This is a genomic window from Streptomyces sp. NPDC005962 (assembly GCF_040629205.1).
Lineage (GTDB): Bacteria > Actinomycetota > Actinomycetes > Streptomycetales > Streptomycetaceae > Streptomyces.
Genome location: NZ_JBEXVE010000036.1, coordinates 40,861 through 66,317, shown reverse-complemented (window position 1 = coordinate 66,317; position 25,457 = coordinate 40,861). Strand labels below are relative to the sequence as shown.

Here is a 25,457-nt window from a genome sequence, read left to right as displayed (position 1 = left end):
CCGCCCAGAGACGACACATGAGCGCACCGCCCCCGGGCCTGTCGCTGGGGCATGTGGTGGTGATGGGCGGCAGCGTGGCCGGTCTGCTCACCGCCCAGGTGTTCTCGCGCCACGCCGAGCGGGTGACGGTACTCGAACGCGACCATTACGAAGACGCCGGAGACGCCGAAGACACCCCCGAGCCCCGTTCCGGTGTGCCCCAGTCGCGTCACACGCACGTCCTGCTGACCAGCGGCATGAACGCGTTGGACGAGCTTCTGCCCGGGCTGGTGTCCGAGCTGAAGGAGGCCGGGGCACCGTGTCCCGCCGTCCCGGCGGATCTGGGCGTGTGGCAGGCGGGGCAGTGGCTGTCCCGTCGCAATCCGTCCGCTCCGATCATGACCCCGTCGCGCCCCTTCCTGGAACAGCGCATCCGCCGTCGCGTCCTGGCCGATGCCCGCATCGAGGTCCGGACGGCGACCGAGGTGACGGGCTTCCTCGGACGGCCCGATCACATCACCGGCGTCGTGATCCGCGGCCGAGGGGCCGAGCACCACGGCCGGCAGGAGCTCGCGGCCGACCTCGTGGTGGACGCCACCGGGCGGACCAGCCGTACCCCCCAATGGCTCGCCGACCTCGGCGGCTCACCTCCCGACGAGGACCTGGCGGAGACCGGGCGGGCGTATGCCACGGGTGTCTTCCAGGCCGAAGACCCGCCCGAGAACCTCAAGGGTTTCTACATCGTTCCCGATGCCGGACAGCCGTTCGGGGCCATCATCCTGCCCACCGAGGGCGACCGCTGGATGGTCACCCTGTCCGGGCCCCGGGACGACGCGCCGCCCACCGACCCGGCCGGTTTCGTCGACTTCCTCGACAGACTCCCGCACACCGCCCCCCACAAGTGGATCAGCACAGCACACCCCGTCGGCCGTCCCGTGGGCTACCGGCACACCGCCAACCGGCGCCGCCGCTACGACCGTATGGGGCGCGCCCGTACGGGACTGCTCGTCGTCGGAGACGCGTTGTGCGCCCTCAACCCCGTCTACGGGCAGGGCCTGTCCGTCGCGGCCCTGAACGCGATCGTGCTCACCCGGGCGCTGGCCGGTGAACGCCCGCCGTCGCTGCACGCCCTTCAGCGAGCGATCCTGCGTTCGTCCCGTGACGCCTGGGACGTCGCGACCGGCGTGGACAGCACCATGCCGGGGGCCGTCGGCAACGCGGTACGCACCGGTCCCGCCAACCGGCTCCTCATGCGCTACCTGGACCGCGTCCGTGACCGCGCACCGGGCGATCCGGTGATGTGCGCCGCCAACCGAGATGTCCTCTTCCTGCTGGCCCCGCCCCGCACCCTGCTCACCTCCCCCCAGGTCCTCCGTCGATCCCTGCTGAGCCCCGTGGTGCCGACACCACGTGATCTGCCCACGCCGTGACCACGACCGAGCCGACAGTGAAGGTCCCCACCATGCGACACCCCAGCCTGCCCGTCCCGCCGCGGGCGGACCGACCCCGGACAACTCGCCACGCCTCCCTGGACCTCGGAGGTGTGCGGTGACGGCCATGACCACGACACCGGCCAGCGTGCTCTCCTCCGTCCTCGCCACGGGACGGACGGCGACCGAACCGGCCCTGCGCGACGCCATCCAGACCTATCTGAGCCCGGAACTGGCCCGGATCGCCCAGTACCACATCGGGTGGGCGGACGCCGACGGGCGGCCCACCAGCACCTGGAGCGGCAAACTGGTCCGCCCCACCCTCGCGCTGCTGTCGTCGCGGGCGGCGAACGGCGAGACCGCGGGCGGCATTCCGGCCGCGGTGGCCATCGAGCTGGTGCACAACTTCTCGCTGCTGCACGACGACATCATGGACGGCGACACCTCCCGTCGCGGCCGGGCGACCGCCTGGAAGGTCTTCGGCGTGCCCGGCGCCATCCTCGCCGGGGACGCGCTGGCGGCCGCGGCGGGGGAGGTCCTGCTCGACTCCGACGCCGAGGGTGCCGCCTCGGCCTCCGCGTCGCTGATGAACGCCACCCAGCGCATGATCAGCGGCCAGGGCGCCGATGTCAGCTTCGAGCAGCGCGGCGACGTCACCCTGGCCGAGTGCCTGCAGATGGCCGGGGACAAGACCGGAGCGCTGCTGGCGTGTGCGTGCTCGCTCGGCGCGGACCTCGTCGGCGCGGACCGGGCACTGGTACAGCGGCTCGCCGCCTTCGGCGAGCATGTCGGCCTCGCCTTCCAGCTCGTCGACGACCTGCTGGGGATCTGGGGCGAAGAGGATCGGACCGGGAAGCAGGTCGGCGCCGACCTGCGGGTACGCAAGAAGTCGCTGCCCGTCGTGGCCGCCCTGAACGCGAGCGACTCGGACGAGCTCGCCGGTCTCTACCTCAGCTCCGAGCCCCTGAGCGAGCCGGACGTGCAGCGCGTCGCGGACCTGGTGGAACGCGGGGGAGGGCGTGACTGGGCCCGGGACGAGGCGGCCCGCCAGGTCGCCGCGGCGGAGGAGTGCCTCGCCGCCGCGGGGATCGCGGACGCGGTGCGTCACGAGTTCCAGGAGGTCGCCGGGTTCATCGTCGGCAGGCGGTTCTGATGCGGCGCAGGGACCGGGCTCTGACCCCGGAGGGCACAGCGTTGCCGGAGGATGTGATGTGGCGAAAGGCCGGTCCGCCGGAAGATCCCTCCGCCGAACGCCGGATCGTCGTGGTCGTCGCCTTCGCCGCGGGCGTGGCCGCGATGACCCAGACCATGGTGGTGCCGCTGCTGGGCGAGTTGCCGAAGTTGCTGCACGCCGGGGTGGCGGGCGCCTCGTGGGTCGTCACCGCGGCGTCGCTGGGCGGCGCGGTCACGAGCCCGGTCATCGGCCGGCTGGGAGATCTCTACGGCAAACGGCAGCTGATGCTGGTCGTGCTCGGGCTGGTGACACTGGGCTCGCTGCTGTGCGCGGTGGCCGACTCCCTGGCCCCCATGATCATCGGGCGCGGGCTGCAGGGCGTCGGCATGGGGCTCGTACCGCTCGGCATCAGTCTGCTGCGCGACGTGCTGTCCGCGCGTCAGCTCGGCCCGGCGATCGCGCTCACCTCATCCGTGCTCGGGGTCGGCGCGGCGATCGGACTCCCGCTGGCCGCGGCGGCCGCGCAATTCGCCGACTGGCACCTGATGTTCTGGGTGATGGCCGTGCTGACGGCGCTGATCAGCGTGCTGGTGGCCCGGCTGGTCCCGGCGCCCCCCGCGCTGGCAGGCGGGCGCTTCGACGTCGTCGGGACACTGGGCCTGAGCGTCGGCCTGACCGCGCTGCTCCTGGCGATCTCCTACGGCGGCGAATGGGGCTGGCTCAGCACCGCCACCCTGGGCCTGGCCGCCGCGTCCGTGGTGGTGCTGGTGCTGTGGGGCGTCTGGGAACGCCGGGTGGCCGAGCCGCTGATCGATCTGGTCACCACGGCACGGCGGCCGGTGCTGCTGGTGAACATCACCTCCGTCGTGGTCGGCTTCGCCCTGTACGCGCAGATCCTGATGGTGCCGCAGCTGCTGGAGCTGCCGGAGGCCACGGGCTACGGCTTCGGCCTGTCGACGGTGCAGGCCGGTCTGCTGATGCTGCCCGCCGGGCTGGCGATGATGGGCGCGTCGACGGTCGGCGCCAAGGTCTCCGCGGCACGCGGCCCCAAGGTCTCGCTGCTCCTGGGCACCGCGCTGATCGGCCTGGGCTTCGCGGTCTGCCTGGCCCAGATGGGCTCGATCACGATGCTGGTGATCGGCACCGTGGTGACCAACGGCGGCGTCGGCGTCGCCTATGGCGCGATACCCGCGCTGATCATGACGGCCGTCGCCCCCAGCGAGACCGGGGTCGCCAACGGGTTCAACACCCTCATGCGAGCCATCGGCACCTCGCTGTCCGGCGCCGTGACCGGCGCGATCTTCGCCGGGCGCAACATGTCGCTCCACGGCACGTCCGTCCCGCAGCGGGAAGCCTTCGTGCTCGTCGCGGTGGTCGGCATGGCCGGCGCGGTGTTCGCCCTGGCGGTCGGCTCCGCGATCCCCGGCCGGTCGCACGAACCTTCTTCCCCCTGAGCAGAGAGGCGCATCTCATGACCGAATCCAGGACGATCCCCAATGGCGGACGAGCCGCCACATGCCCGTACGCCCCCGCCCCCGAACTGTACGAGGCGCAGAAGGACGACGAACTGCACCGGGTCACGGTGCCCAACCCGCTGCTGGGCGAGTTCGAGGCGGTGTCCGTCACCCGGTACGACGACGTCAAGAGCGCGCTCGCCGACGACCAGCTGCGGATGGGCGGCTCCATGCCGTACCAGGCGGGCAACCTGCTGAGCTACGACGGCCCCGAACACACCCGCCTGCGGCGCATGCTGACCGGGTCGTTCACGACCAAGCGGGCCCGGGAGCTCAGGCCGCAGATCGAGGACGTCGTCGCCTCCTCGCTGGACGCCCTGGAGGAGGCCGGTCCGGGCGCGGACCTGGTGGAGGTCTTCTGCACCCCCATCCCGACGCTGGTCATCTGTGAACTTCTGGGCGTGCCCTACACCGACCGCGAGGACTTCCAGCGCCGTACCAAGGTCGCGCTGGACTTCAGCGTCAGCCGCGAGGTGCAGATGGAGAAGGCCGCCGAGATGGAGGCCTACATGGCCACACTCGTGGCGAGCCACCGGGAGCAGCCGGGCGACAACGTGCTCGGCCGGGTGGTGCACGACTTCGGCGACCAGCTCAGCGACAGCGAACTCGCGGGCATCGGCAACATGCTGCTCATCGCCGGGCACGAGACCATCGCCAGCACTCTCTCGGCCAGCATCGCCCTGCTGCTCCAGAACCCCGAACAGCTCGCGGTGGTACGTGACGACCCCACGGCGACCGACGGCGCCGTCGAGGAACTGCTGCGGTACATCGCGCCGGCCGCCATCCTGCCGCGCCAGGCGTCCGGGAACATGTGCGTGCGCGATCAGGAGATCAAGGAGGGCGAACGGGTCGTGGCGTCCGTACTGGCCGCCAACCGGGACCCCGAGTCGACCGAGCAGGATCTCGACCTGGACCGCCTGGACGTGCGCCGCCCGCCGCACCGGCACCTCACCTTCGGCTTCGGCCCCCACCAGTGCCTCGGCCAGCAACTGGCGCGCATGGAACTGCGGGTCGCGCTGCCCGCCCTGTTCACCAGGTTCCCCACGCTCCGGTCGGCCGTCCCGCACGACGAGCTCGACTACCGGACGAACGCACTGGTCTTCGGCGTGAACACCCTGCCGGTCACCTGGTGACCCGCGCCCGGAAGCGGAGATGAACATGAACGTCGAGGTCGACGAAGGCAAATGCGTCGCGTCCGGAAACTGCGCCGCGTTCGCGCCCGCGGTGTTCGACCAGCGCGACGACGACGGCACGGTGATCCTGCTCGACGCGACTCCGCCGGAGAGCGAGTACGAGCGGGTCCGGGAGGCGCACCCGCGGTGCCCGGCCGCGGCCATCGTCCTTCACGAGAACCCGCCGGTCCGCGGTGCATGACCGCACGGCCACGAGTTCGCCAGACCCCAGGGGAAGAAAAGCGATGTATGACATAGAGGTGCCCGTTCTCATCGTCGGCGGTGGCGGCTGCGGACTCACCGCGTCGATCTTCCTGTCCGACATGGGCGTGCGCCATCTGCTGGTGGAGCGTCGCGAGTCGACCTCGGTTCTCCCCAGGGCGCACTACCTGAACCAGCGCACCATGGAGATGTTCCGGCAGCACGGGATCGCCGACGACGTCTACCGGATCAGTACCCCGCTGGCCAACATGAGCCAGGTCTCCTGGCGCACCTCGCTGGCCGGTGACGGCCCCGAGGACGCCCGGGAGCTGCACCGGATGGACGCCTTCGGCGGCGGCAGCACCGCCGGGCCGTACGCGGCCGACAGCCCCGGCCCCTCGACGAACCTTCCGCAGCACCGGCTGGAGCCGCTGCTGCGCCGCCATGCGGAGCGCCGGGCGCCGTCCAGCCTGCTCTTCCACCATGTGCTGGAGGAGTTCACCCAGGACGAGGACGGCGTGACCGCGCGGATCACCGACCGCTCGACCGGCGAGACCCGCACCGTCCGCGCCCGCTACCTGCTGGGCGCCGACGGCGGCAGGACCGTCGGCGCCGCGCTCGACGTGCCGATGGACGGTGCCGGTGGCGGGTTCACCATCATCTCCGTCCACTTCAGCGCGGACCTCTCACGCTGGTGGGGCGGTGATTCGCTGCTCATGAACCACATCATCAGCCCCGACGGCGAGGTGTCCGTCGTCGTCACCTCCGGGCCCAGCTGGGGCCTGTCGTCCGAGGAATGGGCGCTGCACTTCCGGCTGCCACCGGGCGGCTCGGCGGACCTCGGCACCGAGGCGATCGCCGCGAAGACGCGGGAGCTGCTGAAGCTGCCGGAGGACCTGAGCCTGCGCGTTCACCACGTGAGCGAGTACCGGCCGGAGGCCGTCGTTGCCCGGGCCTTCCAGGTCGGCCGGGTCTTCCTCGCCGGGGACGCGGCACACCGGCAGCCGCCCGCCTTCGGAGGCGGCCTGAACACGGCGATCCAGGACGCGCACAACATCGCGTGGAAGCTCGCGGCCGTGCTCGGCGGCCCGGCCGACGGCACGCTGCTCGACTCCTACGAGGCCGAACGGCTGCCCGTCGCCACACGGAACGTGAAGTGGGCGATGACCAGCCTGGTCAACTACGGAGTCCTGTTCACCAGCCTCGGCATACAGCCCGGCAAGCCCGAGGTCACCCGGGCCAACTTCCGCGAACTCCTCTCCGACACGCCGATGGGGGAGACCCGGCGGGCCGTGGTGAACGAGGTGTTCGCCACCCAGCGGATGGAGTACCAGGCGCACGACATCGAACTCGGCCACTACTACACGGCCGGAGCGGTGCTCCCGGACGGCACCCCGCCGCCGCCCCGGGACCCGATGGGCGCGACCTACCATCCGGTCACCCGGCCGGGGCACCGGCTGCCGCACGCCTGGCTGCGGCACGGCGACACCCGGGTCTCGACACACGACCTGGTCGGCAGCCGCGGCGGCTTCGTGCTGATCACCGGGGTACTGGGGGAGGGCTGGGCGGTCGCCGCCAAGAAGGCCGCGGACACCCACCGGGTGGCACTCACCGTGGTGCCCATCGGGAGCAGCCCCGACGCGGCGGGCTACTGGGACGCCGACGGCACCTGGGCCGCGGTGCGCCAGATCGACGACGGTGGCGCCGTTCTCGTACGCCCCGACAACCATGTGGCCTGGCGCTGCGCCACCGCGAGCGAACACCCCGACGAGGACCTCGACGCGGTGTTCCGCCGGCTGCTCGTGCGGCCCGCGCCGACGACGGACGGGAGCTGAGCCGATGACCGCCGACAAGCACGAGCTGATCGTCCGGGAGTTCCTCACCGCGATGGGGCCGACCCCCGAAGACGTCCGCGCCGCGGTGGACCGCTATCTGACCGACGACTGCGTGTGGGAGAACCCCGGAGCCCCGGTGTGCCGGGGCAAGGGGGAGATCCTCGCACTCATGCCGGCCGACTTCGCGCGGCTGGAGGTCAGGTTCCGGCACCTGGCCACGGCCGCCGACACGGTCCTGGCCGAGCGGGTCGAGAACATGTTCCGCGTCGACGGCACCCCCATCGCGCTGAACCTGAAGGTGATGGCGGCGTTCGAGCTGCGGGCCGGACGGATCAGCGCCTGGCGGGACTACTACGACAGCACCAACCTCATTTCCGAGCACCCGGAATGGTAGCCATGACGAACATCCGAACGGATTCGATGGAACTTCGAGCCGAACTTGTCGACAGGGTCCATAAGTTCGGGCCGATCCTCGCGGACGGTGTCGCCGAGGGGGAGCGCGAGCGGAGGCTGTCCGACAACAGTGTGCGCGCCATCGACGATTCGCAGGTGAGCAGGGTCTGGACGGCGAGCGCCTACGGCGGACTCGAGGCCGACGTCCGGACCCTGAGCGAGGTCACCAAGGCCCTCTCCCACTACTGCCCGTCCACCTCGTGGGTGGTCAACAACATCAACGGGTCGAACCTGTTCTCCGCGAAATTCCCACGGGAGGCGCGGGACGAGGTGTTCGGGGACAATCCGGGCGCCAAGATGGCCTCGATCTTCGCGGCCCAGGGCACCGCGGTCCGGACCGCGGGCGGCTATCTGCTCAACGGTTCCTGGCCGTACGGCACCGGCATCGTGCACGCCGACTTCGCGATCCTGATCGCGAAGGAGCTCGACGCGGACGGGGAGGCCCTCGGCGGGCTCTCCGTGCTGGTGCCCACCTCGGACCTGACCATCGAGGACACCTGGCACACCGTCGGCATGCGGGGCACCGGCAGCCACACCGCAGTGGCCCGGGAGGTGTTCGTCCCCGAGCACCGGGTGATTCCGGCCGCGCTGCAGCGGGGGCGGGAGAACGCCACCGACACCACGCTGCCACCGCTGTTCCGGACGGCGGCGATCGCGGCCCTGGCCACCATCTGCGCCTCCGTGGTGGTCGGCGTCGGCCAGGCCGCGCGCGCCTTCGTCATCGAGCGGGCGCCGGGCCGCGGCATCGCGCCCACCGGCTTCGCGAACCAGACGGCCTCACCGACCTTCGTCTCCGCACTCGGTAAGACGGCGCTGCAGATCGACGCGGCCGAGCTGCACGTGGACCGGGCCGCCGACGTGCTCGACGCGGCCGCCGCCGCGGCCACCGCCCTGCCGGACAGCGAACTCCTGCGCATCCGCGGTGACGTCGGGCAGGCGGTGAACCTGGTGACCGTCGCGCTCGACGAGCTGATGTGGGCCCATGGGGCGGCCGCCTTCGCCGAGTCGAATCCGATGCAGCAGTACTGGCGGGACGCCAACACCGCGGCCCGGCACGCGATGCTCAACGTGCACGTCGGCCATGAGCTCTACGGCGGGTCGTTCTTCGGCCTGGACCACATCGTCCCCAGCCTCTGACCCCGCCCGGCCCACTCCCTCGTACGTCCCTCGCCCGCAAGGAATCCCATGAGCTGGCTTCCCCCCTATCTCCTACAGATGTCAGAGGTCGCGCCGGTGACGGTGGGGCAGGCCGACGTCCCGGCCTGGCTCTTCTGGTCGGTCGCCGGGCCGACCGCGGTGGGCTGGACGCTGACCTACATACTGGCCATCCGGCAGGCCGTCCGGGACGGCCGGGTGGGCATTCCCGCCTACCTGGTGGCGGTGAACTTCGCCTGGGAGTTCAGCCTCGGGTTCCTGCTGGAACAGACGCCGACACAGCGGCAGATCAACCTCTTCTGGGTGGTTTTCAACGTCGTCCTGCTGTACCAGGCGTTCCGGTACGGGCGGCGCGACCATTCCGCGCTGTCGCCGCGGGCCTTCACCTGGTCGCTCGTCGGAGTGTTCATATGGGCGGCGCTGATGGTGATGGCGGGCGCCAACGAGTTCCACGACCGCGACGGAATGTACACCGGAATGATCATCCAGGTTCCGCTGAGCGCCTCGTTCCTCCTGATGCTCAAACGGCGCGGGTCCAGCGTGGGTCAGTCCATGTACATCGCCGTCGCGAAGTTCGTCGGATCGGTATTCGCCGGGTTGACCGCCTTTATCGTCTACCCGTCCCATCTGCTGTTCCTGATGCTGGTTCCGACCTATGTCGGCCTGGACATCGCCTACCTGGTGATGCTGCGCCGGACGATGCGGGCGGAGGGACGACCGCTGTGGGCGTGGCGCCCGTCGGCGGCGCCCGCCGCGCCGCGGGCGGAATACGGCCCCGAGCCGGTGCTCTCGCCGGGCGGGGGTGTCCGGTCACGGTCAGATGACGCCACTGCGTAGCGCGTACGCGACGGCGTGAGGCCGGTTTTTGAGGTTGAGACGCCGGGTGACCTCGAAGACGACGCGTTTCACGGCCCGCTCCGAGAAACTCAGTTTCTCGGCGATCTCGGCGGTGTTCAGGCCTTCCGACATCAGCCGCAGGACATCGATCTCGCGCGGGGTCAGTCCGGAGAGGTGCAGGCCGCGCGGCGAGAGGACCTCGCGCTGGACCCGCTCCACCTGTCTGAGCAGTTCGCCGAGCATCTTCGAGGGGAGCACACCTCCGCCGGACGCGGCGGTCCGCACCGCCTCCTCGATGCGCTCGCTGGTGGCCGCCGTGCGCAGCAGTACCGCGACGACGTTGCACTCCACCACGGTGAGCAGATCGGCCCGGTCGACCTCACAAGCGATCAGGACGACCGGCACGCCCAGGGTTTCCTTCATCCTGCGCAATGACGATGCCATCTCGACGGTTATCTTCTCCGCGACGATCACGGCGACATCTACCGAAGCGCGGTGCTCGGCGGAAACAACCTCGATATACGGGGTGGAATCGAGGTGACTGCTCACCGCCCTATGCGTTAAAGGATCGGGTGCCCGCACCAGCGCTCGTACCAGGTTTGCCGTAGTCCTATTACCCACGACACGCTCCCAAGGAATTCACCGTATGCTCGCCAAGAGTGTTTTAGCTGCTCTATGCAGGGGACTCGTTGCGCCTCGGCAATACCCTCTGACTTCCCGAGTGGGCTGAGAAGGTTTTCCCGAGCCGGAACGACTGCAAGGACCATACAGTGGCCCTGTTGGCCGGGTCGACGAGTTGCGGCTTTTTCCGGTTTTAAACAGGGGAAACCCCTCGCCTGCATGACGAAGGACGGCCGCATCCCATGTGATGCGGCCGTCCTCGTCGTCGTGCGGGGGTTGAGATTGTTCAGGAATCAATTTCCGGACGCTGAGGCTCCGTTAAGGATCTGAACCGTCGGCGAGGCGTCGTCGACGGGCTCCATGTCCTCGGCGATGCGCAGGGCCTCCTCGATGAGGGTCTCGACGATCTTCGACTCGGGGACGGTCTTGACGACCTCGCCCTTGACGAAGATCTGTCCCTTGCCGTTGCCGGAGGCCACGCCGAGGTCGGCCTCGCGCGCCTCGCCGGGGCCGTTCACCACGCACCCCATCACGGCGACCCGCAGCGGCACCTCCATGCCGTCCAGCCCCGCGGTGACCTCCTCGGCGAGCTTGTAGACGTCCACCTGGGCGCGCCCGCACGACGGGCAGGACACGATCTCCAGCTTGCGCGGCCGCAGGTTCAGCGACTGCAGGATCTGCACGCCGACCTTGATCTCCTCCACCGGCGGAGCCGAGAGGGACACCCGGATCGTGTCGCCGATGCCCTGGCGCAGCAGCGCGCCGAACGCGACGGCCGACTTGACGGTGCCCTGGAACGCCGGCCCCGCCTCGGTGACGCCCAGGTGCAGCGGGTAGTCGCAGCTCTCGGCGAGGATCTCGTAGGCGCGCACCATGACCACGGGGTCGTTGTGCTTGACCGAGATCTTGAGGTCGTGGAAGTCATGCTCGGCGAAGAGCGAGGCCTCCCACAGCGCCGACTCGGCGAGCGCCTCGGGCGTGGCCTTGCCGTACTTCTCCATCAGGCGCTTGTCCAGCGAACCCGCGTTGACCCCGATGCGGATCGGGGTGCCGTGGTCCTTGGCCGCACGGGCGATGTCGGCGACCCGGTCGTCGAACTTCTTGATGTTGCCGGGGTTCACGCGGACCGCGGCGCATCCGGCCTCGATGGCGGCGAACACGTACTTGGGCTGGAAGTGGATGTCGGCGATGACCGGGATCTGGGACTTCCTGGCGATCGCGGGCAGCGCCTCGGCGTCGTCGGCGCTCGGGCAGGCGACGCGGACGATGTCACAGCCGGCCGCGGTGAGTTCGGCGATCTGCTGCAGAGTGGCGTTGACGTCGGACGTGAGGGTCGTGGTCATCGACTGCACCGAGACCGGGTGGTCACTGCCGACCCCGACCGGACCGACCTGGAGCTGACGGGTCTTGCGGCGCTCTCCGAGCACCGGAGGCGGCAGTGCGGGTATACCGAGCGCGACCTGGGTCACCGCGGTGTCCTTTCCACGTGGTTGGCGTGTGGTGTCGCCAGGGCACCGTGCAGCGAGAGCGCGGTTTCGGCGATGGATTCCCCGGTGAGGCCGTGCTCGGCGAGGATGGCCGGCCGCTCCCCGTGGCTCAGGAACTCATGGGGCAGCCCCATGGTGTGCACCGGTGTCCACACCCGGGCGTCGGTGCACGCCTGTGCCAGCGCCGACCCCACACCCCCGGCTCGCGTACCGTCCTCGAGAGAGATCACCAGCCGGTGCCGGGACGCCAGGTGCACCAGGGTCGGGTTGACCGGCAGCAGCCAGCGCGGGTCCACCACGGTCACCCCGATGCCGTGGTCGGCCAGCAGCTCCGCCGCCTGGAGGGCGGGGGAGGCGAGAACGCCGGAGGAGACGAGGAGGACATCGAGCGGCTGGGACCGGCTGCGGTGCAGGACGTCCAGGCCGTCCATGCGGGTGAGGGCGGGGACCTCGGGACCCGCGCTCCCCTTGGGGAACCGCAGCGCCGTGGGACCGTCGTGGGTGTCCACCGCCTCGCGCAGCAGTTCGGCGAGCTGGACGGTGTCGCGCGGTGACGCGACCCGCATGCCCGGCACCCCGCCCAGCAGGGAGAGATCCCACATGCCGTGGTGGCTGGCGCCGTCGGGGCCGGTGACACCCGCACGGTCCAGGACGAAGGTCACCGGCAGGCCGTGCAGGGCCACGTCCATCATGACCTGGTCGGCGGCGCGGCCCAGGAACGTGGCGTACAGGCAGACCACCGGGTGCAGACCCCCCATGGCCAGCCCCGCGGCGCTGGTGACCGCGTGCTGCTCGGCGATTCCGACGTCGAAGACGCGGTCGGGGAACCGCTGGGAGAACCGGTGGAGGCCGACCGGGCGCAGCATCGCGGCGGTCAGCGCGACGACCTCGGGCCGTTCGGCGGCGATGTTCACCAGTTCCTCGCCGAACGTACCGGTCCAGCTGGGTGAGCCACCGGAGCGCGGACGCCCCGTCGCCGGGTCGATGACACCGATGCCGTGCATGCGGTCTGCCTCGTCCTGCTCGGCCGGGGCGTAGCCGAGCCCCTTCTGGGTGACGCAGTGGACCACGACCGGGCGGTCCAGCCCCGCCGCGAGGCGGCATGCCTCCTCGACGGCGGCGATGTCGTGCCCGTCCACCGGACCGAGGTAGGCGAATCCGAGGTTCTCGAACAGGTTCGGGCCCCGGTGGCGGCCGTTGCGCAGCGCGGTCAGGTGGTCGGCCAGACCGCCGACCGTGGGGTCGTATGAGCGGCCGTTGTCGTTGAGGATCGCCACCACCCGGCCCTCGCTCCGGGCGAGGTTGTTCATGGACTCCCAGGCCAGGCCACCGGTCAGCGCGCCGTCGCCGATCACCGGGACCACATGGCGGTGGTCCTCACCGGCCAGCCGCTGGGCCCTGGCCATGCCATCGGCGTAGGACAGCGCCGTGGCGGCGTGCGAGTTCTCCACGTGATCGTGCGGCGATTCCTCGCGCATCGGATAGCCGGACAGCCCGCCCGCCGCGCGGAGGGTGCTGAAGGCGGCCTGCCTGCCGGTGAGGATCTTGTGGACGTAGGACTGGTGACCGGTGTCGAAGACAATGCGGTCGGTCGGTGAGTCGAACACGCGGTGCAGCGCGATGGTCAGTTCGACCACGCCGAGGTTCGGGCCGAGGTGGCCGCCGGTGGCGCAGACATGCTCGATGAGGAAGTCCCTGATCTCGCTCGCCAGCGCGGGGAGCTGATCCGGGGGCAACTCCTTGAGCTGCTGGGGGCCGAGAACACTGCTGAGCACAGTGGGTGAAGCGGGCGAAGTGGGCGAAGTGGATGACATGGTTCCCCCGTTCAACTCGTGCGGCTGTCTGTCGGCTGCTCTGTATCGCCGCGCAGCCCCGAGGGAAGTTCGAAGCGTACGGTCTCGCGAGTGATCTCACGTTCCTCGACGGAGACAGGACCGTACTCGCCCAGCGCGGTCACGACCTCCGTGACCAGGTGGTGCGGGGCCGAAGCGCCGGCCGTGAGGGCGATCGTGCGTACTCCTTCAAGCCATTCGGGCCGGATGTCGGCGGCCCGGTCGATCAGTTGGGCCGGGGTGCCCTGGCGGCGTGAGAGTTCCACCAGGCGGACCGAGTTGGAGGAGTTCGTCGAGCCGACGACCAGGCAGAGGTCGGACTCCGCGACGATGGCGTTGAGGGCCTTCTGCCGGTTCGTGGTGGCGTAGCAGATGTCTTCGGACGACGGCTCGTGCAGCAGCGGGAACCGCTTCCGCAGGGCGCCGACGACCTCGGCGGTCTCATCGACCGCGAGGGTGGTCTGGGTGAGGTAGGAGATCCGCCCGGCATCGGCCGGTGACAGCTTCTCCACGTCTTCGACGGTCTCGACCAGCACCGTGGAATCCGGCGCCTCACCGAGGGTTCCCTCGACCTCCTCGTGCCCCTCGTGACCGACGAGCACGACCGTGTCGCCACGGCCCGCGAAGCGGCGGGCCTTGGCATGGACCTTGGCGACCAGCGGGCAGGTTCCGTCGATGACCTCGAGGTCGCGACGGTCCGCCTCCTCACGCACGGCGGGGGAGACCCCGTGCGCGGAGAACACCACCGTCGAGCCGTTGGGCACCTGGTCCAGTTCGTCGACGAAGATGGCGCCCCGCTGAGCGAGGTCGCCGACGACGGAGGCGTTGTGGACGATCTCCTTGCGGACGTAGACCGGGGTTTCGCGTGATTCCAGTGCTCCCTCGACGATCTCGATGGCCCGCTCGACACCGGCGCAGAATGACCGGGGGCCGGCCAGCAGTACGCGACGTGCGACGCCGTTCTCCTCATGCTCGTCCGAGCTCACGTAAGCCATGCTCCGGAGACTAGGAAGGCGATGTCCTCCGATCAACGAGCGTTTCCACTTTCCAGAACGGTCGCTGCCACAAAGGGCCCGATCGCGTGTTCCCACGGGACAACAGCCCTCGACGATCTTGAATCCGCCACCCGGGTGCAGGTAGCCATAGGGAAGTTGTGCGCTTCGGCGACGGGAGCATCACGGTGAACGCTGGACGGAAATCTCGGACGCTGCGCCGTGGAGCAGCCGCGGACGAGGTGGCTGAGATGGACGTGCCCGAAGCCGCGGGAGGCCCGCTGCGGAAGGCGCTCGCCGTCCTTGAGGCACTGGCCGGGGCGTCGCGGCCGCTGACCCTCTCGGAGCTGTCCCGGCTGGTCGGCCAGCCGAAGTCGACGCTGCACCGCACCATGCGGGTGCTGACCGACCTCCGTCTGGCCATCCGGCGGGAGTCGAAGTACTACGAGGTCGGGGACTACCTGTTCCAGATGGCGGCCACGAGCGGCGCGGCCAGGGCGCAGAACCTCAGTTACCCGATCACCCCCTTCCTGATCGAGCTGTTCCAGCTCACCCACAAGATCGTCAGCGTGGGCATGCTGTCGGGTACGAACGTGCACCACGTCGGCACCCTCTACCGCCAGGAGCACGCCCGGCTCGCGATGGCGCTGCGGCACCCCTTCCCGGCGCAGAGCTCGGCGGCGGGCAGGCTCCTGATCGCGAAGAGCACGCGACTGTCCTGGGCCAGGAGCGAGTACATCCCCGGACTCGTCGAGGTGGCCGCCCCCGTCCACCTCGGGAAGGCCGGCCCGGTGGCGGCGATCGTGGTGGCCGACACGGCGAACAACATGGACCTGCGCAGCGTGGGCCGCGTCCTGCTCCGAACCGTCGGCGCCATAGAACAGAACCTGGCAGGGGCCTGCTGACCGTACGATCCGGTACGGGCGGCGCCGGGGGCCGGGCGCGACGCTGACCGGCGACCGGCGAGCGTGTGGCATTCCGGCTGGCCCCCCGCGACGGAGGGGGCTGTTTCCACCACAGATCCGGGAGCCTGCCGGAGCGGGAAACCGCGGCCGCGCTTCTAGCGTGCTGGTATCCACCTCACCGCTGGAGCCGCACCCATGGACCGGATCAACACCTCACGCCGCACCGTACTCACCCTCGGCACCACCGCGGCCGCTGCATCATGCTTCGGCGCGACCCCCGCCGAAGCCCATGCCACGGCCCACGCCACGCCCGAGCCCACAGCACTGGACGAGCTGGGCGTCACCGAGCTCCGTCGGCGGATGGCCGACGGGCAGCTCGACGCCGAACGGCTCACCCGTCACTACCTGGAGCGCGTCGAACGCGTCGACCCGCTCCTGCGCGCGGTGATCGAGGTCAATCCCGACGCGCTGCGCGAGGCCCGGCGCCTGGACGCCGAGGGGGAGCGCGGCAGACCGCTGCACGGTATGCCCGTCCTGCTGAAGGATCTGGTGGAGACCGGGGACCGGATGCACACCACGGCCGGATCGCTCGCCCTGCGGGGCCTGCGGCCGTCGGCGGACGCCACGGTCGCCGCCAGGCTGCGCGCGGCCGGTGCCGTCATCCTCGGCAAGACCAATCTGAGTGAGTGGGCAGGCGGGATGTCGCTCACCCACCATGCGGGCTGGAGCGCCCGCGGTGGGCAGACCCGCAACCCGTACAAGCTGGACCGGTCACCGAACGAGTCCAGCTCCGGCACCGCGGTCGCCGTCGCGGCCAACCTGTGCGTCGCCGGAATCGGCACCGAGACCAACGGCTCGATCATCGACCCGGCCTCGGCGAACTGCGTCGTCGGGGTGAAACCGACCGTCGGACTGGTCGGGCGCGGCGGCGTGATCCCCGGTGTACCGAGCCAGGACAGCGTCGGCCCGATCGCCCGCACGGTCCGGGACGCCGCGATCCTGCTCGGCACCCTCGTCGGGATCGACGACCGCGATCCGGCGACCGGGGCGAGTCGCGGCCGATTCCACCGCGACTACACCCGCTTCCTGGACGCCGACGGGCTGCGCGGGGCGCGCATCGGCGTACCGCGAGCGGTGTACTTCGGCTACAGCCACCACGCCGACGAGATCGCGGAGCGGGCGATCGCCACACTGCGCGAGGCCGGGGCAACCGTGGTCGACCCGGCCGACATCCCGACAGCCGGGCAGCTCGAAGACCTGCCCAGCTCGATGGTGGTCCAGGCATACGAGATCAAGAGCGCGCTGAACGCCTACCTGGCCGGCGCCCCCGGCGACCACCCGCGCAGCCTGGCGGAGCTGATCGCCTTCAACCGCGCCCACGCCGACCGCGAGCTCCGCTATGTGCGGCAGGACGGGCTGGAGGCGGTCCACCAACTGGACTACACCGAACGCGAGTACCGTCAGGCCCTGGCCACCAACCACCGGCTCTCACGCACCGAAGGCATCGACGCGGTGCTGCGCCGGTACCGCCTGGACGCACTGGTGATGCCGACCACCGGACCACCGGCCAAGATCGACCTGATCCGCGGGGACAGCTACGGCGGCGGCGCGTCGACCCCCGCCGCACTCGCCGGATACCCCGCGATCAGCGTCCCGGCCGGCTTCGCCTTCGGCCTGCCGGTCGGCCTGACCTTCATGGGCACGGCATGGAGCGAGCCGACCCTGCTCCGCCTCGCCCACGCCTACGAGCAAGCCGACCGGGTACGCCGACCGCCGGCCTACCGCCCAGCCGACGTCGGCTTCTGACACCCGGGTGAAGTCGCTGCTTCCGACCCCTTGACCGGCGCAGGTGACGAAAACTACGTTTCGCTGAACGGAAGGCAACTTCCACTTTGTGGAAACCTCCAGGCGTGCGCCACTTACCTCCCCTCTGGAGCGCCGTATGACAGCTGTAGAAGACCGATCGTGTGCCGAAACCGACGGAGCCGTGAGTTCCGGTCTGTATACCTACGATCTCGCCCCGACGAAGAAGGAGGGGCGCCGTTGGGGTGCCTATAACGTCTTCACGCTCTGGGCCAACGACGTGCACAGCCTCGGGAATTACGCGTTCGCCATCGGCCTCTTCGCGCTCGGGCTCAACGTCTGGGGCATTCTGGCGGCCTTCGCGCTCGCCTCCCTGCTGCTCTTTCTCCTGCTGACGCTGTCCGGCTTCATGGGGCACAAGACGGGCGTCCCGTTCCCGGTCATGGGCCGTATGGCGTTCGGCATAAAAGGGGCGAAGATACCGGCCATCGTCCGGGGCGCCGTCGCCATCGCCTGGTTCGGTATCCAGACCTACCTCGCCTCTTCGGTCCTCAGCGCCCTTCTCGTCGCGATGTTCCCCGGACTTCGCACCATGGACAAAAACTCCCTGCTCGGCCAGTCGACGCTCGGCTGGATCACCTTCCTGGCCCTGTGGACCCTCCAAGTCCTCATCGTGAGCTACGGGATGCAGATGATCCGGCGCTACATGGCCTTCGCGGCGCCCACCACCCTGATCACCATGTGCGCCCTCGCGGTCTGGATGTTCGTGCGCGCGGACGGTTCGATCTCGATGTCCATCGACAGGCCGCTCATCGGCGCCGAGATGTGGCTGCAGATCCTGCAGGGCGCCGCGCTGTGGGTGGTGATCTACGGAACGTTCGTGCTCAACTTCTGCGACTTCACCCGGTCCGCGAAGAGCCGCGCCTCCATCGTCCGCGGAAACGTGATCGGCATCCCGGTGAACATGCTCTTCTTCGCCGTCATCGTCGTCGTCCTCAGCGGGGCGCAGTTCAAGCTCGACGGGCACGTCATCACCAGCCCCACGGACATCGTCCGGACGCTCCCGAACGAGTTCCTGCTGGCCGTGGCCTCACTCGCCCTCATCACCCTGACGATCGCGGTGAACCTGCTGGCCAACTTCGTGGCACCGATCTACGCGCTGATCGATCTCTTCCCCCGTCGGCTGAACTTCCGCCGGGCCGGTCTGGTGAGCGCGGCCATCGGTCTGGTGATCCTGCCGTGGAACCTTTACAACAGCCCGGTCGTGGTGAACTACTTCCTCGGCGGGCTCGGCGCCCTGCTCGGACCGCTGTTCGGCGTGATCATGGCGGACTACTGGCTGCTGCGGAAGTCCCGCGTGAACGTGCCCGACCTCTACACCGACGACGCCCAGGGCGAATACCACTACCGCCGCGGCTACAACCCGCGCGCCATCTGGGCCTTCGCCCCCAGCGCCGCGATCGCCGTCACCATGGCCCTGGCGCCCATGTTCCACGCCGTGGCCGGATTCTCCTGGTTCATCGGCGCCATCCTCGCCGCGGGGCTGTACGCGGCCATCGCGGACCGCACCGCCCGGTACCGCGACGTGGACGGTGAAGCCATCGCCGTCGCCGCCGAATGAACCACCCAGCAGGAGGCTCGACCATGCGCATCCTCGTCGTGAACGTCAACACCACGGCGTCCATCACCGACTCCATCGGCGAGCAGGCGGCCGGTGTGGCATCGCCCGGTACCGAGATCATTCCGCTGACGCCCGCCTTCGGGGCGGAATCGGTCGAGGGCAACTATGAGAGCTACCTCGCCGCCGTCGCCGTCATGGAAACCGTCCGCGCCTACCCGGAGCCGTTCGACGCCGTGATCCAGGCCGGATACGGCGAACACGGCCGGGAAGGGCTGCAGGAACTGCTCGACGTCCCGGTGGTCGACATCACCGAGGCGGCCGCGAGCACCGCCCAGTTCCTCGGCCGCAGCTACTCCGTCGTCACGAGCCTGGACCGCACGGTCCCGCTGATCGAGGAACGCCTCCACTCCGCCGGTCTGAGCGCCCGGTGCGCCTCCGTACGCGCCAGCGGGCTCGCCGTACTCGATCTGGAACGGGACGAGAGCGCGGCCGTCGACGCCATTGTCGAGCAGGCCGCCCGCGCCGTGGAGGACGACCGGGCGGAGGTGATCTGCCTGGGCTGCGGCGGCATGTCCGGCCTCACCGAACGCGTCGTCGACCGTACCGGGGTCCCCGTCGTCGACGGGGTGACGGCGGCGGTGACGATCGCCGAGTCCCTCGTCCGCCTCGGCCTGTCCACCTCCAAGGTGCGGACCTATGCACCACCCCGGCCCAAGAAGATCGTCAATTGGCCCCCACGGGGGTGACGCCACGGCCGGCAGCGCGTCGCGGCGTGGGCGGGGGCCGATTACCGCCGCGGCCCTGTCTTCGACAGGATGGATGCCATGAGCGAGATCCACACCCCCCGCCTCCTGCTGCGCCAGTGGCACGACGACGACATCGCCCCCATGGCGGACATCAACGCGGACCCGGAGGTCATGCGCTGGACCGGCGACGGCTCGGTCCTCGACCTGGACCAAACGGCGGCGGACATCGAGCGCTGGGAGGAGGAGTGGGACGACGAAGGGTTCGGCCTCTTCGCCGTCGAGCTGCTGGCCTCGGGCGAACTGGCCGGTTTCGCCGGTCTGTCCGTTCCCGCTTTCCTGCCCGAGGTGCTGCCCGCCGTGGAGATCAGCTGGCGGCTCGGGCGGCAGTTCTGGGGCCAGGGATACGCCTCGGAAGCCGCCCACGCCACGCTGGAGTTCGCGCTCCAGGACCGCGGTCTGGACCGCGTCATCAGCATCGACCGGGTGGGTAACGAAGCGTCCCGGAACGTCATGCGCAAGCTCGGCATGACCCCTGAACGCGAGACGACGCACCCGGTCCACGGCTACCCGCTGAGCGTTCACACCATCGACCTCACCGAGTTCGCCGCCTGAACCCACCGCGTCCGGGGCCTGCTCCGCTCCACCCGAACCCCGGCCTTACAGCACGGTCATCTTGGAGTACGGGCTCGTGATCCGCTCCCGCCGCATACCGAAGTCGACGAGGACCGCGATCCCCTCCTCGACCGCGATGACCCGGCCGAGGCCGTACACATCGTGGGAAACCCGGTCCGCTACGGCGAAATGCTTCGGAGGCGGCGGTTCCTGCACCTTGAAGGGGCTGGCGGGCAAATGGCGCTTGGACACAGGTGGCTTTGTCATTGTTGTCAGTATGCGCCAACCGGAGCGCCGAGTCTGCTGCCCGCGTCCTCCTGATCCATGACGGCCTCGCGCCCGGGCCGCCTGCGGCGGGCGGCCGCCTCCCTGGAGAAAATTCCCATATGGGCACAGATGTACTCTGGGTGGAAGCTACGCGGAACGGGGCCCCTTCGGCCGATCGCCGCGTAACGGACTGATGACGATGGATGACACTCGGGACACCGCGCGGTGGGCCACGATGGTTCTCGACGCGGCGGGAGCCGTCGTGCGGTGGAGCGCGGGCGCCGAGTGGCTGCTGGGCTATTCGCCCGCCGACGTGCTGGGGCGGGCGGCCGCGGAGCTGCTCTGGGACGGTCAGGGCTCCCTGCCGGGCGCCGCCCGGCGGTCGCTGGCGGGCCGGGAGCCGTGGAGCGGCCATGTACGGGCGCGGCACCGGGACGGCGGCCCGTTCGAGGTGGAGCTGCTGGCCTGCCCGCTGCGGGACAGCGACGGCACTGCCCAGTGGCTGCTGGCGGCCATGACCGCACCGGAGGGCGCGCACCGGGGCGTCGCGGTGACGGAGCGCTCGTTCACCCAAGGTGACTGGCCGATGGCGATCCACGACACGGAGCTGCGGCTGCTGCGCGCCAACGCGCGGATGTGCCGGGTCACCGGCCTCCCGGAGGACGAGATGCGCGGGCGGCGGTCCGGCTTCCTGGCCGGAAACCCCGTGAACGAGCAGGTCGAGACGGCCATGCGGAAGGCGATCCGCACGGGGGAGGCGGAGCACGCCCAGACCCTCACCCGCGCGGCGGGCGAGACCCGGGACCAGGCCTGGGCCGTCTCCCTCTCGCCCCTGACGGACGAGACCGGCCGGGTGTGCGCGGTCGCCGCGGCAGGGCTCGACATCAGCGAGCTGTACCGGACGCGCGAGCGGCTCGCCCTGCTGAACGAGGCCAGCATCCAGATCGGCACCACCCTGGACGTCACGCGCACCGCCCAGGAGCTCGCGAGCATGCCGCTGCCGCGCTTCGCCGACTTCATCAGCGTCGACCTGCTGGACTCCGTGCTGCGCGGCGACGAGCCGACCCCCGGCCCGGTCTCCGGCGATGTCCGGCTGCGCCGCGTCGCGCACGAGTCCGCCCACGCGAAGAACGCTCCCGAGGCCGCCGTGGGCATCGGCGAGACGGACACCTACCCGGAGTTCTCGCCCCCCGCCCGCTGCCTGGCCACTGGCCGGGCGGTGCTGACCGGGCCCTGGGACACCGACTACTTCCGGTGGATGGACCGGGACCCCAAGCGGAACGCCAAGCGCACCGACTTCGGGGTCCAGTCGCTCGTGGCGGCACCTCTGGTCGCCCGCGGGAACACCCTCGGCGCGGCTCTCTTCTCCCGCCGTCTCCACCCGGACACCTTCACCGAGGACGACCTGATCCTCGCCGAGCAGCTGGCGGCCAGAGCGGCCGTCTGCATCGACAACGCCCGCCGCTACACACGGGAGCGCGGCACCGCCGTCGCCCTCCAGCGCAGCCTGCTCCCGCAGGGCCTGCCCGCGCAGTCGGCCGTCGAGTTCGCCACCCGCTATCTGCCCGCCGACTCCCGCTACGGCGTGGGCGGCGACTGGTTCGACGTCATCCCGCTCTCCGGCGCCCGGGTCGCGCTGGTCGTGGGCGATGTCGTCGGCCACGGCATCCACGCGTCCGCCACCATGGGACGGCTGCGCACCGCCGTCCGTACCCTCGCGGACATCGACCTCCCCCCGGACGAGCTGCTCACCCACCTCGACGACGTGGTCGGCCGACTCGCCTCCGAGGGCACCGAGCCGGTCGACTACGACGTGATCGGCGCCAGCTGCCTGTACGCGGTCTACGACCCGGTCTCCCGGCTGTGCTGCGCGGCCCGCGCCGGGCACCCGCCGCCCGCCCTGGTCGCCCCCGACGGCACGGTGGAATTCTGCGAGGTGCCCGCGGGGCCACCGCTGGGCCTGGGGGACCTGCCCTTCGAGTCCGCCGAGATCGGGATACCGGAGGGCGCCCTGCTCGTTCTCTACACCGATGGCCTGGTCGAATCCCGCGACCGCGATATCGGCTCGGGCATGGACGGGCTGCGCGAGGTGCTCGGCGAACCGTCCCGCGGCGCCGTGTCGCTGGAAGCCACCTGCGACACCGTGCTGCGGGCCCTGCTCTCCGACCGTCCGGCCGACGATGTCGCCCTGCTCGTCGCCCGGGCCCGCGCCCTGGACGCCGGTCAGGTCGTCACCTGGGAGCTGCCCGCCGAGCCCGCCCTGGTCGCCGAGGCCCGCGAGCGGGCGGCCGCCCAGCTGGCGGCCTGGGGGCTCGCCGAGCTCACCTTCACCACGGAGATGGTCGTCAGCGAGCTGTTCACCAACGCCATCCTGCACGGCCAGGGGCCCGTCCAGCTGCGGCTGATCCGCGATCGCACCCTCATCTGCGAGGTCTCCGACACCAGCACCACCGCCCCGCACATGCGCCGGGCGAGGGTGTTCGACGAGGGCGGGCGGGGACTGCTGCTCGTCGCCCAGCTCAGCGGCCGCTGGGGCACCCGGCAGACGCCCACCGGCAAGATCATCTGGGCGGAGCAGGCCCTCCCGGCCTGACCGGCCGCCCGCGCGGTCGACCGGCCGCCGGTGCGGCCTCAGTCGTCCAGGCGCCGTTCGAAGCTGAGGCCCCCGGGCACCTGGAACGTCGGCAGGATCTCGATGTGCCCGATGTTGACGTGGCGGGGCGCGCCGATGGCGTACTCGATGGCGTCGGCGATGTCCGCGGGACGCAGCGTCTCGTAGCCGTCGTAGTAGATGCGCCGGGCCCCCTCCCGGTCGCCCAGCAGCCGGGCGAAGATCTCGGTCTCCACCCGGCCGGGGCAGATCTCGGTGATCCGGACGCGGCGGCCGCGGGCGTCGAGCCGGAGCTGGCGGGAGAGGGCGTGCACGGCGGCCTTGGTGGCGTGGTACACGGTGTTGCCAGGGAAGTTGTACACCCCGGCGATCGAGCCGATGTTGACGACATGGCCCAGGTCGCGCTCGACCATGCCGGGCATGAGCAGCCGTACGAGGTGGAGCACGGCCCGCAGATTGACGGCGAGCTGCTCGTCGACGGCGGACTCGTCCGCGGCGAGGATGGTGCCGGCGTGGGAGACTCCGGCGTTGTTGACCAGAATGTCGATCTTGAACCCGGACACGGCGTCGGTGAGGGCCTCGGTGTCGGAGACGTCCACGGCGTGCGGCACACAGCCCGTACGCCGCGCGAGGTCCGCCAGCCGCCCGGCGTCCCGGGCCAGCGCGTGGACCGTGAGGCCCTGCTCCGCCAGGCGCTCGGCGACGGCGGCGCCGATGCCCGCGGACGCGCCGGTCACCAGCGCGGACCGGTAGTCGGAGAATGACATGAGGAAACGGCCCCCAGTGTGCGCCGGGTTTCTCTTCCGAGCTTAGGTCACTTCCTGGCCCGGCTCATTCGTCGGGCAGCGGGAGATGGGCGCTCTCACGGATTTTCAGCACGGCGGCGAACGATCCGAGGGCGGTGGCGACAACGTAGTAGGCCGGGAACTGGGTGTTACCGCTCAGCCCGATGAGCCAGGTCATCAGGAAAGGCGCGGAACCGCCGAACACCGCGGTGGCGATGTTGTATCCGAAGGCGTAGGCGGAAACGCGGACGCGCGTGGGGAACAGCTCGACGAGCAGGATATGGATGACGCCTGTGTAGCCCGCGAAGAGAACCGCCAGGAGAACTCCGCCCACGATGGCCAGCGGCACCGATCCCTGACCGATCAGGAGGTAGCAGGGAATTCCCAGAACGGCCATGAGCAGCGCGGACCCGGAGACGACCGGACGGCGGCCCAGACGGTCCGAGAGCCGCCCGGCGAAGGGAATGGCGATGCAGATCGCGACCAGAGTGCATGCCGTCACCAGAAGTCCCCGCACGGTGGTGAAGCGCAATTCCTCGGAGAGATATGTCGGCATGTAGACGAAGAGCACGTAGTAGCCGGAGCTGTTGAGCAGCGTGACCGGCAGGATGAGAAGGATCGCCCTGCGGTGTTCGGGGGAGGACAGCGCCTCCCGCACGGGGCTGGCGGAGAGCCGGTCCCGCTCCTTGAGCCGCTCGAACCGCGGGGTCTCACCCACTCGCTTGCGGATATAGACGCCGATGAGGCCCATGGGGAAGGCGATGAGGAAGGGGACCCGCCAGCCCCAGGCCTGCATGGCTCCGTCGCTCAGGCCCGCGTTCAGCGCGGTGGCCAGCACGGTGCCGGCGAGCAGCGCGGCGAAGGAGGCGAGCTGGGCGTAGCTGGTGACCCTGCCCCGGCGCTCTCCGGGAGCGTATTCGGCGAGAAAACTCATGGCGCCCGCCACCTCGCCGCCCAGGGAGAACCCCTGGGTGAATCGCAGCAGCATCAGCAGGACCGGAGCGGCGATACCGACAACGGCATAGGCGGGCAGCACGCCGATGGCGGCGGTCGCGACGCTCATCAGGAGGATGACGAAGACCAGCATCCGCTGCCGCCCCACTCGGTCGGCGAAATAGCCGCAGACGACGCCGCCCAGCGGACGGACGAAGAACGGAATCCCGAAGACCAGGAAGCTCAGCATCAGCGCCGCGTGGCCGCTCGCCTGAGGAAAGAACACCGAGGTCAGGGTTCCGGCCAGAAAGCCGTAGATGCCGTAGTCGTAGAGCTCGACGAAAACCCCGACCGAGGCGGCGACCGTCACCCGGCGGACGGTGCTGGAATCCGGGGGCGTGGCAATGTGTGAAGGCCTGCGAGCGGACATTCTCCCTCCCGGCTGGGCGAAGGCCGGATAGGCCCGAGCGTGCCTCAACGCGATGCCGCGGG

22 protein-coding genes are annotated in these 25,457 nt (G+C 70.3%); 15 read left to right on the top strand and 7 right to left on the bottom strand.

The features are described 5' to 3' along the window. The first annotated feature begins 17 nt into the window (after positions 1-17). The 9 genes from ABZ370_RS38060 to ABZ370_RS38020 all read left to right on the top strand — a co-directional run bounded on the left by ABZ370_RS38060 (position 18) and on the right by ABZ370_RS38020 (position 9,750). A complete protein-coding gene (locus ABZ370_RS38060) occupies positions 18-1,409 on the top strand; it encodes an FAD-dependent monooxygenase (RefSeq protein ID WP_358631077.1) in 1,392 nt (463 codons plus the stop codon). Between the two features lie 127 nt (positions 1,410-1,536). After that, complete coding sequence (locus ABZ370_RS38055) at positions 1,537-2,562, top strand: polyprenyl synthetase family protein (RefSeq protein WP_358631074.1); 1,026 nt, start codon at positions 1,537-1,539, stop codon at positions 2,560-2,562. Positions 2,563-2,618: 56 nt separating this feature from the next. Then, positions 2,619-4,037, top strand: coding sequence for an MFS transporter (locus ABZ370_RS38050; RefSeq protein WP_358631071.1), 1,419 nt, complete (start codon positions 2,619-2,621; stop codon positions 4,035-4,037). 17 nt (positions 4,038-4,054) lie between these two features. Next, a complete protein-coding gene (locus ABZ370_RS38045) occupies positions 4,055-5,230 on the top strand; it encodes a cytochrome P450 (RefSeq protein ID WP_358631069.1) in 1,176 nt (391 codons plus the stop codon). A 25-nt stretch (positions 5,231-5,255) separates the two neighbouring features. Further along, entirely contained in the window at positions 5,256-5,471 is a 216-nt protein-coding gene (locus tag ABZ370_RS38040; protein WP_358631066.1) for a ferredoxin, read from the top strand. A gap of 43 nt (positions 5,472-5,514) precedes the next feature. Then, positions 5,515-7,305, top strand: coding sequence for an FAD-dependent monooxygenase (locus ABZ370_RS38035; RefSeq protein ID WP_358631063.1), 1,791 nt, complete (start codon positions 5,515-5,517; stop codon positions 7,303-7,305). Positions 7,306-7,309: 4 nt separating this feature from the next. After that, positions 7,310-7,699: a limonene-1,2-epoxide hydrolase family protein gene (locus ABZ370_RS38030; protein ID WP_358631060.1), complete on the top strand. Its 390-nt coding sequence runs from the start codon at positions 7,310-7,312 to the stop codon at positions 7,697-7,699. 2 nt (positions 7,700-7,701) lie between these two features. Beyond that, positions 7,702-8,895 (top strand): hypothetical protein, encoded by a 1,194-nt coding sequence (locus ABZ370_RS38025; protein ID WP_358631057.1) that lies wholly within the window; start codon positions 7,702-7,704, stop codon positions 8,893-8,895. Positions 8,896-8,943: 48 nt separating this feature from the next. After that, positions 8,944-9,750 (top strand): hypothetical protein, encoded by an 807-nt coding sequence (locus tag ABZ370_RS38020; protein ID WP_358631054.1) that lies wholly within the window; start codon positions 8,944-8,946, stop codon positions 9,748-9,750. Here the strand turns inward: ABZ370_RS38020 and ABZ370_RS38015 are convergent. The 4 genes from ABZ370_RS38015 to ispH all read right to left on the bottom strand — a co-directional run bounded on the left by ABZ370_RS38015 (position 9,730) and on the right by ispH (position 14,685). Then, positions 9,730-10,299, bottom strand: coding sequence for a LuxR C-terminal-related transcriptional regulator (locus tag ABZ370_RS38015; RefSeq protein WP_358631051.1), 570 nt, complete (start codon positions 10,297-10,299; stop codon positions 9,730-9,732). The genes ABZ370_RS38020 and ABZ370_RS38015 overlap by 21 nt on opposite strands. 365 nt (positions 10,300-10,664) lie before the next feature. After that, the gene (ispG, locus tag ABZ370_RS38010; protein WP_358631048.1) at positions 10,665-11,840 is read right to left on the bottom strand and encodes a flavodoxin-dependent (E)-4-hydroxy-3-methylbut-2-enyl-diphosphate synthase; all 1,176 of its coding nucleotides are present in this window, start codon (positions 11,838-11,840) and stop codon (positions 10,665-10,667) included. Next, positions 11,837-13,672 carry a 1-deoxy-D-xylulose-5-phosphate synthase gene (locus tag ABZ370_RS38005; RefSeq protein ID WP_358631045.1) on the bottom strand — a complete coding sequence of 612 codons (1,836 nt, stop codon included), beginning with the start codon at positions 13,670-13,672 and terminating at the stop codon, positions 11,837-11,839. Before ABZ370_RS38005 ends, ispG begins: the two co-directional genes overlap by 4 nt. An 11-nt stretch (positions 13,673-13,683) precedes the next feature. Then, a complete protein-coding gene (gene ispH, locus ABZ370_RS38000) occupies positions 13,684-14,685 on the bottom strand; it encodes a 4-hydroxy-3-methylbut-2-enyl diphosphate reductase (RefSeq protein WP_358631042.1) in 1,002 nt (333 codons plus the stop codon). A gap of 248 nt (positions 14,686-14,933) precedes the next feature. Between ispH and ABZ370_RS37995 the strand changes: the two genes are divergently transcribed. The 5 genes from ABZ370_RS37995 (at position 14,934) to ABZ370_RS37975 (ending at position 20,369) form a co-directional block, all read left to right on the top strand. Next, a complete protein-coding gene (locus tag ABZ370_RS37995; protein WP_358631039.1) occupies positions 14,934-15,587 on the top strand; it encodes a helix-turn-helix domain-containing protein in 654 nt (217 codons plus the stop codon). Between the two features lie 195 nt (positions 15,588-15,782). Next, positions 15,783-17,393 (top strand): amidase, encoded by a 1,611-nt coding sequence (locus tag ABZ370_RS37990; RefSeq protein ID WP_358631036.1) that lies wholly within the window; start codon positions 15,783-15,785, stop codon positions 17,391-17,393. 136 nt (positions 17,394-17,529) lie between these two features. Continuing rightward, entirely contained in the window at positions 17,530-19,011 is a 1,482-nt protein-coding gene (locus tag ABZ370_RS37985; protein WP_358631033.1) for an NCS1 family nucleobase:cation symporter-1, read from the top strand. 23 nt (positions 19,012-19,034) lie between these two features. After that, complete coding sequence (locus ABZ370_RS37980; protein WP_358631030.1) at positions 19,035-19,757, top strand: aspartate/glutamate racemase family protein; 723 nt, start codon at positions 19,035-19,037, stop codon at positions 19,755-19,757. A gap of 78 nt (positions 19,758-19,835) precedes the next feature. Beyond that, a complete protein-coding gene (locus tag ABZ370_RS37975) occupies positions 19,836-20,369 on the top strand; it encodes a GNAT family N-acetyltransferase (protein ID WP_358631028.1) in 534 nt (177 codons plus the stop codon). Between the two features lie 45 nt (positions 20,370-20,414). On the opposite strand, the gene ABZ370_RS37970 is transcribed toward ABZ370_RS37975, so the two are convergent. Continuing rightward, positions 20,415-20,636, bottom strand: coding sequence for a hypothetical protein (locus tag ABZ370_RS37970; protein WP_358631025.1), 222 nt, complete (start codon positions 20,634-20,636; stop codon positions 20,415-20,417). A 199-nt stretch (positions 20,637-20,835) separates the two neighbouring features. Between ABZ370_RS37970 and ABZ370_RS37965 the strand changes: the two genes are divergently transcribed. Then, on the top strand, positions 20,836-23,229 hold the full coding sequence (locus ABZ370_RS37965; RefSeq protein ID WP_358631022.1) for a SpoIIE family protein phosphatase: 2,394 nt from the start codon (positions 20,836-20,838) through the stop codon (positions 23,227-23,229). A gap of 38 nt (positions 23,230-23,267) precedes the next feature. On the opposite strand, the gene ABZ370_RS37960 is transcribed toward ABZ370_RS37965, so the two are convergent. Further along, positions 23,268-24,014 (bottom strand): SDR family oxidoreductase, encoded by a 747-nt coding sequence (locus ABZ370_RS37960; RefSeq protein ID WP_358631019.1) that lies wholly within the window; start codon positions 24,012-24,014, stop codon positions 23,268-23,270. Positions 24,015-24,078: 64 nt separating this feature from the next. Then, positions 24,079-25,335, bottom strand: a complete 1,257-nt coding sequence (locus tag ABZ370_RS37955) for an MFS transporter (protein WP_358631016.1) — start codon at positions 25,333-25,335, stop codon at positions 24,079-24,081. Positions 25,336-25,457: the final 122 nt, after the last annotated feature.

What these genes read in the sequence shown, in the direction of transcription:
- ABZ370_RS38060 (WP_358631077.1), top strand. Translation starts at nt 18, where the DNA reads ATGAGCGCACCGCCCCCGGGCCTGTCGCTGGGGCATGTGGTGGTGATG.
- ABZ370_RS38055 (WP_358631074.1), top strand. Translation starts at nt 1,537, where the DNA reads ATGACCACGACACCGGCCAGCGTGCTCTCCTCCGTCCTCGCCACGGGA.
- ABZ370_RS38050 (WP_358631071.1), top strand. Translation starts at nt 2,619, where the DNA reads ATGTGGCGAAAGGCCGGTCCGCCGGAAGATCCCTCCGCCGAACGCCGG.
- ABZ370_RS38045 (WP_358631069.1), top strand. Translation starts at nt 4,055, where the DNA reads ATGACCGAATCCAGGACGATCCCCAATGGCGGACGAGCCGCCACATGC.
- ABZ370_RS38040 (WP_358631066.1), top strand. Translation starts at nt 5,256, where the DNA reads ATGAACGTCGAGGTCGACGAAGGCAAATGCGTCGCGTCCGGAAACTGC.
- ABZ370_RS38035 (WP_358631063.1), top strand. Translation starts at nt 5,515, where the DNA reads ATGTATGACATAGAGGTGCCCGTTCTCATCGTCGGCGGTGGCGGCTGC.
- ABZ370_RS38030 (WP_358631060.1), top strand. Translation starts at nt 7,310, where the DNA reads ATGACCGCCGACAAGCACGAGCTGATCGTCCGGGAGTTCCTCACCGCG.
- ABZ370_RS38025 (WP_358631057.1), top strand. Translation starts at nt 7,702, where the DNA reads ATGACGAACATCCGAACGGATTCGATGGAACTTCGAGCCGAACTTGTC.
- ABZ370_RS38020 (WP_358631054.1), top strand. Translation starts at nt 8,944, where the DNA reads ATGAGCTGGCTTCCCCCCTATCTCCTACAGATGTCAGAGGTCGCGCCG.
- ABZ370_RS38005 (WP_358631045.1), bottom strand. Translation starts at nt 13,672, where the DNA reads ATGTCATCCACTTCGCCCACTTCGCCCGCTTCACCCACTGTGCTCAGC.
- ispH (WP_358631042.1), bottom strand. Translation starts at nt 14,685, where the DNA reads ATGGCTTACGTGAGCTCGGACGAGCATGAGGAGAACGGCGTCGCACGT.
- ABZ370_RS37995 (WP_358631039.1), top strand. Translation starts at nt 14,934, where the DNA reads ATGGACGTGCCCGAAGCCGCGGGAGGCCCGCTGCGGAAGGCGCTCGCC.
- ABZ370_RS37990 (WP_358631036.1), top strand. Translation starts at nt 15,783, where the DNA reads ATGGACCGGATCAACACCTCACGCCGCACCGTACTCACCCTCGGCACC.
- ABZ370_RS37985 (WP_358631033.1), top strand. Translation starts at nt 17,530, where the DNA reads ATGACAGCTGTAGAAGACCGATCGTGTGCCGAAACCGACGGAGCCGTG.
- ABZ370_RS37980 (WP_358631030.1), top strand. Translation starts at nt 19,035, where the DNA reads ATGCGCATCCTCGTCGTGAACGTCAACACCACGGCGTCCATCACCGAC.
- ABZ370_RS37975 (WP_358631028.1), top strand. Translation starts at nt 19,836, where the DNA reads ATGAGCGAGATCCACACCCCCCGCCTCCTGCTGCGCCAGTGGCACGAC.
- ABZ370_RS37970 (WP_358631025.1), bottom strand. Translation starts at nt 20,636, where the DNA reads ATGACAAAGCCACCTGTGTCCAAGCGCCATTTGCCCGCCAGCCCCTTC.
- ABZ370_RS37965 (WP_358631022.1), top strand. Translation starts at nt 20,836, where the DNA reads ATGGATGACACTCGGGACACCGCGCGGTGGGCCACGATGGTTCTCGAC.
- ABZ370_RS37960 (WP_358631019.1), bottom strand. Translation starts at nt 24,014, where the DNA reads ATGTCATTCTCCGACTACCGGTCCGCGCTGGTGACCGGCGCGTCCGCG.